Source organism: Paraburkholderia humisilvae (genome assembly GCF_902859855.1).
Taxonomy (GTDB): domain Bacteria; phylum Pseudomonadota; class Gammaproteobacteria; order Burkholderiales; family Burkholderiaceae; genus Paraburkholderia; species Paraburkholderia humisilvae.
Genome location: NZ_CADIKH010000017.1, coordinates 83,959 through 99,731, shown reverse-complemented (window position 1 = coordinate 99,731; position 15,773 = coordinate 83,959). Strand labels below are relative to the sequence as shown.

Here is a 15,773-nt window from a genome sequence, read left to right as displayed (position 1 = left end):
ATGAACGATCTATTGACCATCCGCAATCTCGCGGTGGACTTCGGCGGCCTGCCCGCTGTCGACCGCGTCAACCTGAATGTCGCGCCGGGCGAAGTGGTCGGCGTGGTCGGCGAATCGGGCTCGGGCAAGAGCGTGACGATGATGGCGCTGATGGGCCTGATCGACGCGCCCGGCAAGGTGAGCGCCGACGAGATCAGGTTCGACGGCAAGAATCTGCTCACGGCATCGCCGAAGGAACGCCGGAAAATCATCGGCAAAGACATCGCGATGGTGTTTCAGGACGCGCTGACGAGCCTGAACCCGAGTTACACGGTCGGCTATCAGATCAAGGAAGTGCTGAAGCTGCACGAAGGACTGCGCGGCGATGCGCTGAACCGGCGCGCGCTCGAACTGCTCGATCAGGTCGGCATTCCGGACGCGAAGAACCGCATTGCATCGTTTCCGCATCAGATGTCCGGCGGGATGAACCAGCGCGTGATGATCGCGATGGCGGTCGCCTGCAATCCGAAGCTGCTGATTGCCGACGAACCGACCACCGCGCTCGATGTGACGATCCAGGCGCAGATCATGCAACTGCTCGTGCAGTTGCAGAAAGAGCGCGGCATGGCGCTCGTGCTGATTTCGCACGATCTCGCGGTCGTGTCGGAAGTCGCGCAGCGGGTCGCGGTGATGTACGCAGGCGAAATGATTGAAACGAACCGCGTGCCCGATATCTTCTCGGCGCCGCATCATCCGTACACCGAAGCGCTGCTCGCGGCGATTCCCGAGCACAACGTCGGCGCGGTGCGGCTCGCCGCCTTGCCTGGCCTCGTGCCGGGGCGCGACGACCGGCCGAAGGGTTGTCTGTTCGCGCCGCGCTGCAAGTACGTCGTCGACGACTGCATGAAAGCGCGTCCGGCGCTGGACGGCTTGCCGAATCATGGCGACGCGGTCCGCGTTCGCTGCATCAAGCCGCTGAACCTCGCCGCGGATGCCATTCAACACGGAGGCGCACGATGAACGCAGTACCTGAAACGCGGCGCCCGACAGCCCATGCCGAAGGCGATGCGGTGCTCGTCGCCGATCAGCTGGCGAAGCACTATGACGTGAAGCGCGGCATGTTCGGCCACGGCACCGTGAAAGCGCTCAACGGCGTGTCGTTTGCGCTCACGCGCGGGCGCACGCTTGCGGTGGTCGGCGAGTCCGGCTGCGGCAAATCGACGCTCGCGCGCCAGCTGACCATGATCGAAGCGCCCACCTCGGGGCGTCTGCTGATCGACGGCCAGGACGTGGCCGGCGCCGATCACGCGAAAATCGCCGCGCTGCGCCGGCGCGTGCAGATGGTGTTCCAGAACCCGTTTGCGTCTTTGAACCCGCGCAAGACGGTCGAGCAAACGCTCGGCGAACCGCTCGCGATCAACACGCCGCTCACCTCGACCGAACGCGCCGAGCGGATCGCGCATATGATGCGCACCGTCGGCTTGCGGCCCGAACATGCGAAGCGCTACCCGCATATGTTCTCCGGCGGCCAGCGGCAGCGTGTCGCGATCGCGCGCGCGATGATCCTCGATCCGCAGATTGTCGTCGCCGACGAACCGGTATCCGCGCTCGACGTATCGATCCAGGCACAGATTCTTAATCTGTTTATGGATTTACAAGAAGAATTTAAGACGAGCTACGTGTTTATCTCGCACAATCTGGCGGTGGTTGAGCATATCGCTGACGATGTGATGGTGATGTATTTCGGCGGGGTCGCCGAACTCGGCGACAATAGAACCATCTTCGAACGGCCGCGGCATCCGTATACGCGGGCGCTGATGTCTGCCACGCCGTCGATCTTCGAAGCGGACCGACGGATCCGCATCAAGCTGCAAGGCGAAATGCCGTCGCCGCTGAATCCACCGTCGGGGTGTACATTCCATCAGCGTTGCCCGTATGCGATCGACCGGTGCCGTCAGGAGGAACCGAAGCTGCGTGAAGTGGATGGCCGTCAGGTGTCGTGTCACCGCGCCGAGGAGGTGGGGGACGCGGATGCCTGAAACGGCCGCGGCGCGCTGCCCGGCGCGTCGCTGCATTGGGCGGCGCTGGGTCGAGCGCGTTGCCTGCGCGGTGTGTGAAGATCGCATGATTGCCGTGCTGCGCTCGTGGACGCGGTGGGTCGTGCAGCTCGTCACGTTGAAGCTTGCGCGGTGGTGCTTATGGGCCGCGCTGTCCGTCGTGTGTTGCAGCCTGAATGTGGTGGTGCCGGCCCGGCTCACCGCGTGGTCGCCGGTCTCGACCGCGTTCGCCGCCGGGGACGGGCCAAATACGAACCTGCAAGGCGGGCGCCCGGCGTTGCCGGTCCCGCATTCGCCAGCCGTGCCGCCGCGCGCTGCGTCGCCGGCTACAGCGCAGCCCGCCGCGCCAGCGGCCTCGGGCACCAGCACGGGCGGGCCGGTGCGGCCCGAACCGGCCCGCATGCCGTTCTACGTCGCCACGCGCGGGACGACGACCCTTTACATCCTCGGCACGCTGCATGTCGGCGACCCGGTCGACTATCCGCCCGCGCAACCCTTCCGGCGGCCGATTCTCGCGGCGCTCGCCGCGTCGCCGACCCTAGCGCTCGAGTTGTCTCCGGACGACCTGCTCGTCTCGCAGGACGATGTGTCGAAGTACGGCGTCTGCCGGTATCCGTGCTTGCCGCGCCTGTTGCCCGATCCGCTTTGGCGCAAGCTCGAGATGCGCTTGCGCGACAACCCCGCCGCGCTCGACGAGATCAGGAAGATGCGGCCCTGGCTCGCGTCGCTGCTCGTCGAGACCTACGATTCACTGAGCGCCGGGCTGCAGACCGAATACGGCACCGAGGCGCAACTGCAGAATGTGTACTTGCATCAGCGCGGGAAGATCGTCGGGCTGGAGACGCTTGCCGAGCAGATGCGCGCGTTTACCGGTCTCACGCTTGCGCAGCAGCGCGAAATGCTCGCGCAGGATCTCGTGCAAACGCCGGCGGAGAACGTCGCCGATGTGCAGACGTTGCATCGGCTGTGGCGCGTCGGCGATGCCGATGCGATTGCGGCATGGGAAGTCGCGAAGTCGGAAAAGCTGGCACGCGATCCTCAAGTTTCCGCGTCGATCGACAACAAGATTTTGTATGAACGCAATCGTCGCTTTGTCGCGCGGATGGTCGCCATCGCGGCGCCAAACAAGCCCGTGTTTGTCGCAATCGGCGCGTTGCATCTGGGCGGCCCCAACGGCGTGCTGCAGCTGCTGCGGCAGCGCGGGTTCGTGGTCGAGCCGAGTTGACGCAGGCTCGGGCATTGCCACGCGGGTCGGGCTGGCTGATTCCGGTTTATCCCGCTTGATCCCGGGTGTTTCTATCTCCCGCGTATCAGCGCATCGCGTACGCTGCGGACCACCGGCGCCCAATCGCCAAGCGTCGTTTGCCGGAACAGCCGCGCAGTCGGATACCAGGGCGAGTCGCTGCGCTTCTCGAGCCAGCGCCAGTCCGAATTCGCCGGCAACATCACCCACACCGGCTTGCCCATTGCGCCGGTCAGATGGGCAACCGCGGTATCGACGGTAATCACGAGATCGAGGTTGTCGATCAATGCGGCCGTGTCCGCGAAGTCGTTAAGCTCGGCGGTGAAGTCGAGCGGACGGATCGCGTCGGGCAACGTGCCCATCTGCTCACGCGCGGCGCCCTTTTGCAGATTGAGCCATGCGATATCAGTCATCTCGCACAAAGGCGCGAGTGAGGCAAGCGGCATCGAACGATAGCGATCGTTACCGAAGGTCGGACTGCCGGCCCACACAAGACCGACCTGGGCTGCGCGCCGACCGTGTCGCGCAAGCGTGCGCGACAGTGCGCGGCCTTGACCGGATCGGCAAACAGATAGGGCACGGCGGCCGGGATCGTATGCAGTTCGGTGCCGATGCACGACGGGACGCTCATCAGCGAGACCCAGAAGTCGTAGTCGCCGCCCGGCGTGCCGGTCCATGCACGGCGCACGCCCGGCACGCGCTGCGTGAGCTCGAGCAACGGCGCGCGCACGCAGACGTCGACGCTTGCGCCGCGCTCCGCGAGCACCTGTGCGTAGCGCAGGAACTGGAACTGGTCGCCGAAGCCCTGCTCGCGCACGAGCAGAATCCGCTTGCCGTTGAGCGGCTCGCCGCGCCATTCAGGGATGCCTTCGACCGCGATCGCTTCGTAGTCGCTCGCGCGCCAGCGCTTCGCGTATTCGGCCCAGCCACGCGGGTAGTCGCCCCGCTTCAGGTATAGCCATGCGAGATTCTGATGGGCATCCGGCTGGTCCGGTTCGAGCGCCAGCGCCGCCTGATAGAACGGTTCCTCTTCGTCATGGCGTCCCTGCGCGCCGAGCGATGCGCCGAGGCAGACAAGGTTCGTCGCATTGCCGTTCAGTGCGACGGCTTGCCGATAGTGCTGTTCCGCTTCCTTGTACTCACCGAGCTTGCCAAGCGCGGTGCCAAGATTCACATAGGCATCGGCGAACGCGGGAGCTGCGGCGATTGCGCGCCGGAAGTGATCCGCCGCAGCCGCGAAATCGCCGTGCGCCTGCCGCGCATTGCCCGCGTTGAAGTGGGCTTGCGCGGAATGCGGATCGAGCGACAACGCGATGCGATAGTGCGCATATGCGTCGTCGTGATGGCCGAGCTTGTTAAGCGCCGAACCGAGATTGACGTGTACATCGACATGCGATGGGTCGACTGCAAGCGCGCGGCGATAGTGCTCGACCGCTTCGTCGAGCGCGCCGTGTGACTGGAGTGCGACCGCGAGATTGTTATGCGCATCGGCGAATGCGGGCTTCAGTTGCAGCGCGTGGCGGTAGCAGTGCAGCGACAGTTCGCGCTGACCGCTTGCCGCTGCAACGAGGCCGCGATTGCTCCAGCATTCGGCATTCGACGCATCGAGCACCAGTGCGCGATCGAGCAGGGTGGCCGCGCTGCAATGGTCGCCGCGCTGATGCAGCAGTACGCCGTAGTAGTGCAGTGCGTCAGGATGATCGGGCACGCTTGCGAGCGCTTCGCGATAGAGTGCTTCGGCGTCGTCGAGGCGGCCCGCGCGGTGCGCTTCGAGGGCGAACGCGAGGGCCGTGGGACAAGAAGGAGACGTGGAAGGCGTGCGGTCGGCACGTGGGGTCGTGTCAGAAGGGGAGGCCATCGCGGATCTGGGCTGGGAGCCGGCGCATGGCTCACGCACGCGCCGTGTGGTGGATTTCGAATGCCCACAAGGTTATGTGCGACGCGTTCCGCGTTGCATCGGACACATCCTAAATATCGACGCGTTTCTTATTTCGCGATCCGCGCGCTGATCGCGCTTGTCTCATTAATCGAAGTCATCGCGCCGGGTCGTTTTGCCGCGCCCCCGCCCCCGCCCCGCCCCGCGCCGTCGCATCGATCGAGGGCTTGTCGCTCACGGATCACGACAGATCATGAACCGCACAGGTGACGGCCCAGGCGTCACATCGCGTACGACGGGTTATGGCCATTGCGGGTTCTCACGCGCGCAAGCCCGCCGCCGCATGCACGCCGATTCCGGCGTCTTCCAGCGCGCGACGAATGCGCCGCGCGAACGCAAGCGCGTGCGGCCCGTCGCCGTGCAGGCAGAGGGTCTGCGCGTTGATCTGCACCCACTGGCCGTCGACCGCCTGCACGCGTTGCTCGCGCACCATCGTCAGCGTGCGCTCGAGCACGGCGTCTTCGTCGTCGAGCAGCGCGCCCGGCTCCTTGCGCGGCACGAGCGAGCCGTCCGCGCGATAGCCGCGGTCCGCGAACACTTCTTCGATCGCGACGAGCCCCGCTTCACGCGCGGCCGTGACGAGCCCGCTGTTCGCGAGCGCAAATATGGCGACCGACGGATCGAAGTCGTGCACCGCGCATGCGATCGCATCGGCGATGCGCGCTTCCCGCGCCGCCTGGTTGTACAGCGCGCCGTGCGGTTTCACGTGCGCAATACGGCCCCCCTCGGCCAGGGCGATCGCCGACAACGCGCCGAGCTGATACAGCACGCCCGCATAGATATCGCCGGGCGGCACATCCATCTCCTTGCGGCCGAAATTTTCCGGATCATTGAAGCTCGGATGCGCGCCGATCGACACGCCTTTTTGCACCGCCCAGCGCACACATTCGCGCATCGCGTTTGCGCCGCCCGCATGCCAGCCGCACGCGATATTCGCCGAGCTGACGAGATCGAGCAGCGCTTCGTCGGAGTCACAGCCTTCGCCGAGATCGGCGTTCAGATCGATTTCCATGATGTTCCTCACTTCCTCACGCCGTGCGTGTCATACCGCGGTGAGCGGCAACTCGCGCGCGCAGCGTTCTTCATGCATGGCAATCGCGGCGTCGATTTGCCGCAGGTATCGCCGTTCTTCGAGTAGCGCGGTGCGCGCCTCATGCGGCGTGGCCAGGATAAAGCGGACCGCGCTATTGAGCCGGATCTGCGCAAGCTTCCACAGGTCCGCGTGGATCACCGAACCGATCTTCGGATAGCCGCCCGTCGTTTGCGCGTCGCTCATCAGAAGGATGGGCTGGCCGTTCGGCGGCACCTGAATCGTGCCGGGCATTACCGCATGCGACAGCAGATCGATTTTCTGTTGGCGCTCGAGCACGGTGCCCGCAAGCCGAAAGCCCATCCGGTTGCTGTTCGGTGTGACGAGCCATTCATCGGACCAGAACGCGTCGTGCGCGGCGTCGGTGAAGCCATCGTACTCGGGCCCAGGCAGTACGCGGACCGGTGGCGCCCACGTGGCGCCCGACGCTTGCCGGCCGCGTCGCGCGGGCTCGTCGACCTGATTGAATTTGCACCACTCGGGCGCCTTGACGCCGAACTCGGGCGCATCCGGGCCAAGGCCGCGTGCGCGCGAGGCCGGCACGCCGACCGGCAGCCGGTCGCCGTCGCGCAGCGCGCGTCCGCCCAGGCCGCCGAAGCCGGCGCCAAGGTCGGTGCTGCGTGAGCCGAGCACCGGTAGCACGTCGATGCCGCCGGCGACACACACATAGCCGCGCATGCCGCGCCGCGCGGCATTGAGCGTGAGCGCCTGGCCTGCCTGCACCGGCAGGCTCCACCACGAATAGACCGGCGCGCCGTCGAGCGTCGCGCCGAACTCGCTGCCGGTGATCGCAATGCGCGTCGCGCGCAGAAAGCGCAGCACGGCTAGGCCGAACGTGATTTCGAGGCCGGCCGCATCGGGCCGGTTGCCGACCAGCCGGTTGCCGACTTCGAGCGCCAGCCGGTCGAGCGCGCCGCCCATCGCGACGCCCAGGTGCCGGTAGCCGTGGCGGCCGAGGTCCTGTACCGAGGTCAGCAGGCCCGCGCGGATCACGTCGATCATGCGAGCATCTCCGCGATCGTAAAGCGCACGCGATCGCCGGGCTGCAGCAGCGTCGGCGGTGTGCGTGCCGGATCGAACAGCGGCAGCATCGTGCGGCCGATCAGTTGCCAGCCGCCCGGCGAGGTCGACGGATAGACGCCCGTCTGCGCACCGCCGATGCCGACCGAGCCGGCCGGTACTTCGAGCCGCGGCTGTGCGTGGCGCGGCGTGTGCAGCGCTACGTCGAGTCCACCCAGATAGGCGAAGCCGGGCTGAAAGCCGAGAAAGAACACAACGTACTGGGCTCGCGCATGACGCTGCACAACCTCTTGCGCGGATAGGCCGGTATGCGCCGCGACCCCATCGAGGTCCGGCCCGAACGCGCCACCGTAGTGAACCGGTATCTCGACCTCGCGATCGGGCGCCGGCGCGTCGTCAGCGGCGTCCCATGCGACGCGCAACTGTTCGGCGAGCGCGTCGCGGTTCGCTTCGAGCGGATCGAACGTGAGCGTCAGGTTGTTCATGCCTGGCACCACTTCGCGCACATGCGGCCATGTGCGCGCGGCCTGTGCCGCGGCCCAGACGCGCCGCTGGCAGTCGAGCGTCGCGGGCGGCGGCGCTTCGCAGACGAGTGCCGTGTCGCCAAACGCGTAGATGCGCGGAGGGTTGGAGGGGGGGCGCGTCGATAGGCTCATGGGTCGCGTCGATCGTCAGTGTGGGTGCGCAAACAACCGACCCGCTGCGTTTTCATTCGGATTGGATAGCGTACATTCTCACGAAATTCTCGACAAATTCTCCATGAGCGTTTTCGCCAGGCTTTCATCGGATAGCGTGAGTCGTACACTGGGTGACCTTTCAGGCCGCATTCCGAGAATCTCCAATGGCGCGTCATCCCACCAAAATCGTCTCATCGGAACACCTCGTTTCTGACGAAAGCGCTGAGCTTTCGGAACTCGAATACGCGCTGACCATGGCGAGCAATGCGTTCAACCGGTGGATGGTCCGCTGCATGTCGGCTGCGGGCGAAAAGGACATGACCGCGATCGAAGTGTCGCTGCTGCATCACGTCAGTCATCGCGAGCGCCGCAAGAAACTGGCGGACATCTGCTTCGTGCTGAACATCGAAGACACGCATGTCGCCACCTATGCGCTGAAAAAACTCGTAGCTAGAGGTTATGTAAAAAGCGAAAAGACCGGCAAGGAAGTGTTCTTTTCGGCGACCGACGCAGGACGCGACCTCTGTTTCAGATACCGCGAGGTGCGCGAGAGCTGCCTGATCGCGACGCTGCGCGAAAGCGGTTTGACCAATCAGCAGATCGGCGAAGCCGCGCAACTGATGCGCAACGCGTCCGGACTCTACGACACCGCTGCGCGCGCGGCGGCCTCACTGTAAGAAGACGGGACAAGACGAAGAGGAGACCTTTCAATTACCCGCCGGGCCGTTGCCGCTCGGGTAGCAGCCGGCGTCGGTAATGATCGCGTCAAGCGGAAGGTCATGCGGCTCGCGCGGCAGCGCGGCGGTCTTGCATGCTTCGAACGCAACGCCGATCGCGATGGGCGTGACGCCGGCGACACGCCAGCCGGCGAGCGTGCGATCGTAATAGCCGCCGCCGTAACCGAGACGGTAGCCATCCTCATCGAAGCCGACGCACGGCACCAATACCAGGTCGGGCATCAGATCGCGGGCCGACGCGGGCACGGGAATGCGATGTTCGCCTACCTTCATCGGCATAGCGGGCGTCCACGCATGAAACGCGAGCGGCGCGCCGCGTTGCATGATGACCGGCAAGCAGGCTTCGCGGGTGTCATCGAGCGCGAGCCATGTCGCAATCGCGCCACGCGCATCGAACTCGCCTGCGAGCGGCCAATAGAAGCCGACCCGCCGCGGCGCATGACGCTTCAACATCTCGAGCAGCCGCCGGCTCAATGCGGCGCTGACATCCGGATCGCGACTCGCATGCAGCCGTGCTTCGAATAATGCGCTGCGCAGCGCCTTTTTCGATGATTTGGCCACAGGGTTGCATGCTATGCTTTCGTTCAATTCGCGCTCCAGAAACAACGATGTCCACACGCCTCTTCCGAGTATATCGCGCGGTTGGTCTGGCGCTTGCCGCGGCGGCGCTCGTCGCATGCAGCACGGCGTCCGCCGTGAAGCCCGTCCCGCTTTCCCAGCTCACCAACGACGACCAGATTTTCGTTCAACTGCGCGAAGCCGCGCGCAATAACGATCCGGTCCGCGCGGCGCAATTGGCCGCAATGATTCCGGACTACCCGGCGCCGTCGTACCTCGAATACTTTCAGTTAAAGCCGCAACTGTTCGATTCGTCGGGGCATGCGCGCATCGACGCGCCGGATGCACCGGTGCTTGCGTTCCTGCAGAAGTACGATGGGCAGGCCATCGCGGACCGGCTGCGCAACGACTATCTGGTCGTGCTGGGCGCACGGCATGACTGGCGCAACTTCGACGATCAATACGCACGCTTCGTGTTGAACGACGATACGCAGGTGAAGTGCTACGCGCTCGAATCGCGCGCGGCGCATGGCGAGAACGTCGCGGATGCGGCGCGCGCGGTGCTCGTCGAGCCGCGCAATTATGGCGATGGCTGCGTCGACCTGGTCACCGCACTGGCGATCAACCAGCAGTTCACGAGCGATGACGTGTGGCAACTGATCCGTCTCGCTTACGAGCAGAACCAGACGAACACGGGCGCGAAGCTTGTCGACGCGCTCGGCAACCAGCGGCCCGACCCCGACCTCTTCAATCAGGCGGCGAGCACGCCGCCGCTCCTGCTCGCGCGCGGCGTCGGCGCCGACCCGCAGTCGCATCAGCTGGCGCTGCTCGCGATCACCCGGATGGCGCGCAACGATCCGGCGACCGCTGCCGCAACCTTCAGCTCGATCGCGCCGTCGCTGACCACGCCGGAGCGCGCGATCGGCTGGGGCACGATCGCCTATCAGGCGGCGTCGAAGCAGATGCCGAGCGCGGTCGACTGGTATCGGCTGTCGGCGAACGCGCCGCTGTCGAACCCGGCTTACGAATGGCGCACGCGCACGGCGCTGCTTGCCGGCGACTGGACAATGGTGCGCTGGTCAATCGAGCAAATGCCCGCGCCGCTGCGCAGCCAGCCCGCGTGGGTGTACTGGCATGGTCGGGCGTTGAAGCAGGCGGGCGATACGGCGCAGGCAAACCAGGAATTCGGGCAGATCGCGTCGGGCTTCAATTTCTACGGCCAGCTGGCGAGCGAAGAACTGGGCCAGAAGATCACGGTGCCACCGAAAACGACCGTCACCGACGCCGAAGTGCAACAGGCAGCGAACACGCCGGGCTTTGCGCTTGCGCAGCGTTTCTACCAACTGAACCTGCGGCTCGAAGGCAATCGCGAATGGAACTGGCCTTTGCGCACGATGAGCGACCGGCAACTGCTCGCGGCAGCCGAGTACGCGCGCCGGATCGAGTTGTACGACCGCACCGTGAACACCGCGGACCGCACGAAGGCCGAACACGACTTCTCGCTGCGTTACCTGTCGCCGTTTCGCGACATCGTCGAGCGCGATGCGCAGTCGAATGGGCTCGATGTCGAATGGGCGTACGGTCTGATTCGCCAGGAGTCGCGTTTTATCCTGAATGCACGCTCCGAGGTGGGTGCGAGCGGTCTGATGCAGTTGATGCCCGGCACCGCGCAACTGGTCGCGAAGAAGATCGGCCTCGGCCCGATCACGCGCGAGCAGATGAACGATATCAACACGAATATCCTGCTCGGCACGAACTATCTGTCGATGATCTACAATGAATTCGACGGGTCCGCGGTGCTTGCCACCGCCGGTTACAACGCGGGTCCCGGCCGCCCGCGCAACTGGCGGGAGTCGTTGCAGCACCCTGTCGAGGGCGCGATTTTCGCGGAAGCGATTCCCTTCCAGGAAACACGCGACTACGTGAAAAACGTGCTGTCCAACACGGTCTACTATGCGGCGCTGTTCGAAGGCCGTCCGCAATCGCTGAAGGCGCGTTTGGGTTACATCGCACCGTAAACAGCGCCACGCGCGCCGCGCGGCACGTCGCATTCCCGCGAGGCGCGGTTCCGGTTTCAGCCATTGCCACGGCTTCCAATCAGGTTACGAGCCATGCTACTGGGAGTCGGAAATGCGACATCAAACCATCGCGGTGATCGGCGGTTCCGGTTTCATTGGCAGTCATCTCATCAATGCGCTCGTCGAACTCGGCAAGACGGTGCGCGTCGCGACGCGTCGCCGCTTTAACGCGCGGCATCTGACGCTGTTGCCGATCGACGTGCTCGAAGTCGATGTGTTCGACCCGGTGCAACTCGCGCGCTTTGTCGAGAATGCGGACGCGGTGATCAATCTGATCGGCACGCTGCATGGGCGGCGCGGCAATCCGTATGGGCCCGAGTTCGCGAAAATCCACGTCGAGTTGCCGACTAAAATCGTCGCGGCTTGCGAAGGCAAGGGCGTGCATCGGTTGATTCATGTCAGCGCGCTGGGCGCCGATTCGCAAGGCCCGAGTATGTATACGCGTTCGAAAGGCGATGGCGAGAAAGCCGTGCGCGCGTCGACGCTTGCCACCACGATGTTCCGTCCGTCGGTCGTGTTCGGACCTGAAGACGAGTTCCTGAACAAGTTCGCGTTCCTGCAGCGCGTGTTTCCGGTTATTCCACTGGCGATGCCCGACGCGAAGTTCCAGCCGGTGTTCGTCGGCGATGTCGCGAAGGCGATCGTCAACGTGCTTGATCTCGACGCGGCGAACGGCCGCGTGTATGAGCTTGGCGGTCCGGCCGTCTACACACTCGAACAACTCGTGGAATATTGCGGCACGGTGATCGGCCGGCCGGCGCGTATCATCCGGCTGCCCGATGCGTTTGCACGTCTGCAGGCGCTGACCTTTGAAATGGCGCCCGGCGAGCCGGTCATTTCGCGCGACAATCTCGATTCGATGAAAGTCGACAACGTACTGACCGGCCCGCTCGCACCGGAACTCGATATCGAGCCGGCGAGCATCGAGTCGATCGCGCCGGTGTATCTGACGGGCGCATCGTTGCGTTCGCGTTTTAATACGTTCCGCGCGAGCGCGGGCCGATAAATCGAAACTCCGACCTTAGACCCGCCTCTTTCCTGGGACCAGGCATGAAACTCGTGATCGGTGACAAGAACTATTCGTCGTGGTCGATGCGCCCGTGGGTGCTGATGAAACACTTCGGCATTCCATTCGAAGAAATCAAGGTGTGGCTCGGCGAGCCGGACACGCGCGCATCGATCCTTCAACATTCGCCGACCGGCAAGGTGCCGTGCCTGATCACCGACGATGGCGCATCGGTCTGGGAGTCCGTTGCGATCATGGAGACGCTCGCCGAGCGCTTCGCGCAGTCGCCGATGTGGCCGCGCGATGCGGCGGCGCGCGCGCATGCGCGCAGTATCAGCGCGGAAATGCACGCGGGTTTCGGCGAACTGCGTACGAACATGTGGATGAACATCCATGCATCGTTTCCGGGCAAGGGCGCGACGCCCGGCGCGCTCGCCGATGTCGCGCGCATCGATGCGCTGTGGCGCGATTGTCTCGACACCTATGGCGGCCCGTTCCTGTTCGGCGAGTTCGGTATTGCCGATGCGATGTACGCACCGGTGGTGATGCGCTTCAATACGTGGCGGCCGGTATTGTCCGAACCGGCGGCGGCCTATGCGCGTCGCCTGACCGACGCGCCAGCGGTGCAGGCATGGATCGCCGACGCGATGCGCGAGACGCACCCGATCGCGTACTACGAAACTTGCGAATGAAGATCTACGCAGTCGGCGGCGCCATCCGCGACAAGCTGCTCGGCATGCCGGTGAAGGACCGCGATTACGTCGTCGTCGGCGCGACGCCGGAGCAGATGGCCGCGCAAGGCTTCAGGCCGGTCGGCAAGGATTTCCCGGTGTTCCTGCATCCGGTCACGCATGAGGAGTACGCGCTTGCGCGGACCGAGCGCAAGACGGCGGCCGGCTATCACGGCTTCCAGTTCTTTTATTCGCCGGACGTTACGCTCGAAGAAGACCTCGCGCGCCGCGATCTGACCGTCAACGCGATGGCGCAGGAGGTCAGCCCGACTGGCGAACTGACTGGGCCGATCGTCGATCCGTTCAACGGCCAGGCGGACGTGAATGCGCGCGTGTTCCGTCACGTCGGCGACGCGTTCGTCGAGGACCCGGTGCGCATTTTGCGCGTCGCGCGCTTCGCTGCGCGCTTTGCCGATTTCACGCTCGCGCCGGAAACACTCGCGTTGATCCGTCAGATGGTGGCGGCCGGCGAAGTCGATGCACTGGTGCCGGAGCGCGTCTGGCAGGAAGTGTCGCGCGGGCTGATGGAGAACAAGCCGTCGCGGATGTTCGATCTGCTGCGTGAAGGCGGCGCGCTTGCGCGGGTGTTGCCGGAGATCGATGCGCTATACGGCGTGCCGCAGCGCGCCGACTACCACCCGGAAGTCGACACCGGCGTGCACGTGATGATGGTGGTCGACTACGCGGCGCGGCGCGGCTACACGCTGCCGGTGCGTTTCGCCGCGCTCACGCACGATCTCGGCAAGGCGACGACGCCCGAGCATGTGCTGCCGCGCCATATCGGTCACGAAGGCCGCAGCGTCGATCTGCTCAAGCCGTTGTGCGACCGGCTGCGTGTGCCGAACGAATGTCGCGACCTCGCGGTGCTGGTCGCGCGCGAGCACGGCAATATTCACCGGGTGATGGAGATGAAGGCCGCTGCGCTGGTGCGGCTGTTCGAGCGCAGCGACGCACTGCGCAAGCCGGCGCGCTTTGCCGAGGCACTGCAGGCATGCGAAGCGGACGCGCGCGGCCGGCTCGGTTTCGAAACGCATGACTATCCGCAGGCCGAGCGTTTGCGCGACGCGCTGGTCGCGGCGCGCAGCGTCGATGCGGGCGCGATAGCCGGCGAATACGCGAACCAGCCCGCGGCGATCAAGGATGCGGTGCATCGTGCGCGCGTGCGCGCAGTCGCGCAGGCGATCGGCGAGAAAGACAGCGGGAGTGACGGGACGCAGCGCACCGAACCGCGCGAGAACGGCTAGCGGGAAAGCGGCCGCCGCTCACAGCAGCCGCGCGATCAGCGACAGCAGAAGCGACAGCACCAGCGTCGACATAAACGGAAACGGGTACTCCCGACCGAAGATCCGCAACGTGACATCGCCAGGCATGCGCCCGATGCCGATCTTACGCAGCCACGGCCAGCATGCGGACAGCACCGCGACGGCGACAAACGTGGTGAGCAGCCAGCGGATCATCGGATGTTCCTCGGCTCACAGGGTATGCGACCGGTCGCCGCGCTCGAACGCGTCGAGTGTCCCATCAATGCCGCGGGAAAACGCGATGACTTTGAAGAGCTCACCCATTTCCGCCTCGGATAACAGCTTGTGCACCGCGTTCGCCGCAGGCAGAAAGCGCGCGGCATCGGCCGGATCGAATTCGGCGAGCGCATCGGTCATGCCGGCGTTCATCAGGAAACGCGCCTGCGACGTATAGCCGAGCAGATCGGCGCCGGTATCGACACCCGCCTCCGCAATACCGGTGAATTCGACATGCGCGGTGATGTCCTGCAGGCCGGGATACAGGAACGGATCGCCATGCGCGCGGTGACGGTAGTGGCACATCAACGTGCCTTGCGTGCGCTGCCCGTGGTAGTACTCGTGGCGCGGAAAGCCGTAGTCGATAAAGAATGCCGCGCCGCGCGTGAGCATCCTGCAGATCGTGCGCGTGAACGCGCATGCCGCTTCATGGGTTTCCGTCACGTAGTCGCCGCCGGCTTCGATTTCATCGAGAAATGCCGCATCGTGCGTCGACTGCAGCGCGCGGTCTTCGAACGCGAATGCGCCGTCGCGATGCACCACGCCGCGTTCGCGCCACGTGCCATGCATATGCGCAAAGAGGCGCACGGGCATCGCGTCGAGCACTTCGTTGCCGATCACGACGCCGGCAAATTCGGCGGGCAATGCGTGGAGCCAGCGCACGCGCGCGACGAGCGCCGGCACCGCTTCCGCGAGCATCGCCTGTTGGCGCTCGCGCAGCTCGCCGGACAGGTCGACGATCGAATAGCTGTCGAGCGGTGCGCGATGCGCATCGAGTGCCTTGAGCAATCCCGCCGCGAGCCGGCCGGTGCCCGCGCCGAACTCGATGACGTCGCGCGTGCCGCTTGCTTCGAGCGCCTGCGCAACGGGCCGCGCCAGCGTTGCCGCGAACAGAGGCGACAGTTCGGGCGCGGTGATGAAATCGCTGCCGTCCTCGGCGCGCCGGCCGAATTTGACCGCGCCGCCGCTGTAGTAGCCAAGATGGGGCGCATAGAGTGCGCGGTCCATATAGCGGTCGAACGGCAGCCAGCCGCCGGCCGCGTCGAGGTCCGCGCGAATCAGTTCGATGAGCGCGGCGGACTGCGCGAGTGCGGCGGCGTCCGGAGCGGGTAAACTATCAGGTTGGTGAGCCTTCGGATTCATT

16 protein-coding genes are annotated in these 15,773 nt (G+C 65.2%); 8 read left to right on the top strand and 8 right to left on the bottom strand.

Features of this window, described 5'->3' with window-relative positions:
* From HV796_RS19350 to HV796_RS19340, 3 genes are read left to right on the top strand one after another with little or no spacing between them, the layout of a single operon-like run.
* Positions 1–999, top strand: coding sequence for an ABC transporter ATP-binding protein (locus tag HV796_RS19350; protein ID WP_175228108.1), 999 nt, complete (start codon positions 1–3; stop codon positions 997–999).
* Entirely contained in the window at positions 996–2,018 is a 1,023-nt protein-coding gene (locus HV796_RS19345; RefSeq protein WP_175228107.1) for a peptide ABC transporter ATP-binding protein, read from the top strand. The genes HV796_RS19350 and HV796_RS19345 overlap by 4 nt, the downstream gene beginning before the upstream one ends.
* A complete protein-coding gene (locus HV796_RS19340) occupies positions 2,011–3,261 on the top strand; it encodes a TraB/GumN family protein (RefSeq protein ID WP_175228106.1) in 1,251 nt (416 codons plus the stop codon). The genes HV796_RS19345 and HV796_RS19340 overlap by 8 nt, the downstream gene beginning before the upstream one ends.
* Positions 3,262–3,332: 71 nt before the next feature.
* On the opposite strand, the gene HV796_RS44185 is transcribed toward HV796_RS19340, so the two are convergent.
* The 5 genes from HV796_RS44185 to pxpB form a co-directional block, all read right to left on the bottom strand.
* Positions 3,333–3,692 carry a glycosyltransferase family 9 protein gene (locus HV796_RS44185; protein ID WP_246355933.1) on the bottom strand — a complete coding sequence of 120 codons (360 nt, stop codon included), beginning with the start codon at positions 3,690–3,692 and terminating at the stop codon, positions 3,333–3,335.
* Complete coding sequence (locus tag HV796_RS19335; RefSeq protein ID WP_246355932.1) at positions 3,689–5,137, bottom strand: tetratricopeptide repeat protein; 1,449 nt, start codon at positions 5,135–5,137, stop codon at positions 3,689–3,691. The genes HV796_RS44185 and HV796_RS19335 overlap by 4 nt, the downstream gene beginning before the upstream one ends.
* 337 nt (positions 5,138–5,474) lie before the next feature.
* Positions 5,475–6,227 carry a 5-oxoprolinase subunit PxpA gene (gene pxpA / locus HV796_RS19330; protein ID WP_175228105.1) on the bottom strand — a complete coding sequence of 251 codons (753 nt, stop codon included), beginning with the start codon at positions 6,225–6,227 and terminating at the stop codon, positions 5,475–5,477.
* Between the two features lie 30 nt (positions 6,228–6,257).
* Positions 6,258–7,307 carry a 5-oxoprolinase subunit C family protein gene (locus tag HV796_RS19325; protein WP_175228104.1) on the bottom strand — a complete coding sequence of 350 codons (1,050 nt, stop codon included), beginning with the start codon at positions 7,305–7,307 and terminating at the stop codon, positions 6,258–6,260.
* Positions 7,304–7,981, bottom strand: a complete 678-nt coding sequence (pxpB, locus tag HV796_RS19320; RefSeq protein ID WP_175228103.1) for a 5-oxoprolinase subunit PxpB — start codon at positions 7,979–7,981, stop codon at positions 7,304–7,306. The genes HV796_RS19325 and pxpB overlap by 4 nt, the downstream gene beginning before the upstream one ends.
* Positions 7,982–8,166: 185 nt before the next feature.
* Here pxpB and HV796_RS19315 point away from each other — a divergent pair, with 185 nt between their 5' ends.
* Entirely contained in the window at positions 8,167–8,679 is a 513-nt protein-coding gene (locus HV796_RS19315) for a winged helix DNA-binding protein (protein ID WP_175228102.1), read from the top strand.
* 30 nt (positions 8,680–8,709) lie between these two features.
* Here the strand turns inward: HV796_RS19315 and HV796_RS19310 are convergent, their stop codons facing one another.
* A complete protein-coding gene (locus HV796_RS19310; RefSeq protein ID WP_246355931.1) occupies positions 8,710–9,327 on the bottom strand; it encodes a 5-formyltetrahydrofolate cyclo-ligase in 618 nt (205 codons plus the stop codon).
* 20 nt (positions 9,328–9,347) lie between these two features.
* Here HV796_RS19310 and HV796_RS19305 point away from each other — a divergent pair, with 20 nt between their 5' ends.
* From HV796_RS19305 to HV796_RS19290, 4 genes are all read left to right on the top strand, one after another.
* The gene (locus HV796_RS19305; RefSeq protein ID WP_175228100.1) at positions 9,348–11,315 is read left to right on the top strand and encodes a lytic transglycosylase domain-containing protein; all 1,968 of its coding nucleotides are present in this window, start codon (positions 9,348–9,350) and stop codon (positions 11,313–11,315) included.
* A gap of 112 nt (positions 11,316–11,427) precedes the next feature.
* A complete protein-coding gene (locus HV796_RS19300; RefSeq protein ID WP_175228099.1) occupies positions 11,428–12,381 on the top strand; it encodes a complex I NDUFA9 subunit family protein in 954 nt (317 codons plus the stop codon).
* 44 nt (positions 12,382–12,425) lie between these two features.
* A complete protein-coding gene (locus HV796_RS19295; RefSeq protein ID WP_175228098.1) occupies positions 12,426–13,073 on the top strand; it encodes a glutathione S-transferase family protein in 648 nt (215 codons plus the stop codon).
* Complete coding sequence (locus HV796_RS19290; RefSeq protein WP_175228097.1) at positions 13,070–14,356, top strand: multifunctional CCA addition/repair protein; 1,287 nt, start codon at positions 13,070–13,072, stop codon at positions 14,354–14,356. Before HV796_RS19295 ends, HV796_RS19290 begins: the two co-directional genes overlap by 4 nt.
* A gap of 18 nt (positions 14,357–14,374) precedes the next feature.
* Here the strand turns inward: HV796_RS19290 and HV796_RS19285 are convergent, their stop codons facing one another.
* Both HV796_RS19285 and HV796_RS19280 read right to left on the bottom strand, forming a co-directional pair.
* Positions 14,375–14,569 carry a DUF2905 domain-containing protein gene (locus tag HV796_RS19285; protein ID WP_175228096.1) on the bottom strand — a complete coding sequence of 65 codons (195 nt, stop codon included), beginning with the start codon at positions 14,567–14,569 and terminating at the stop codon, positions 14,375–14,377.
* A gap of 15 nt (positions 14,570–14,584) precedes the next feature.
* Positions 14,585–15,772, bottom strand: coding sequence for a class I SAM-dependent methyltransferase (locus HV796_RS19280; protein ID WP_175228095.1), 1,188 nt, complete (start codon positions 15,770–15,772; stop codon positions 14,585–14,587).
* Position 15,773: the final 1 nt, after the last annotated feature.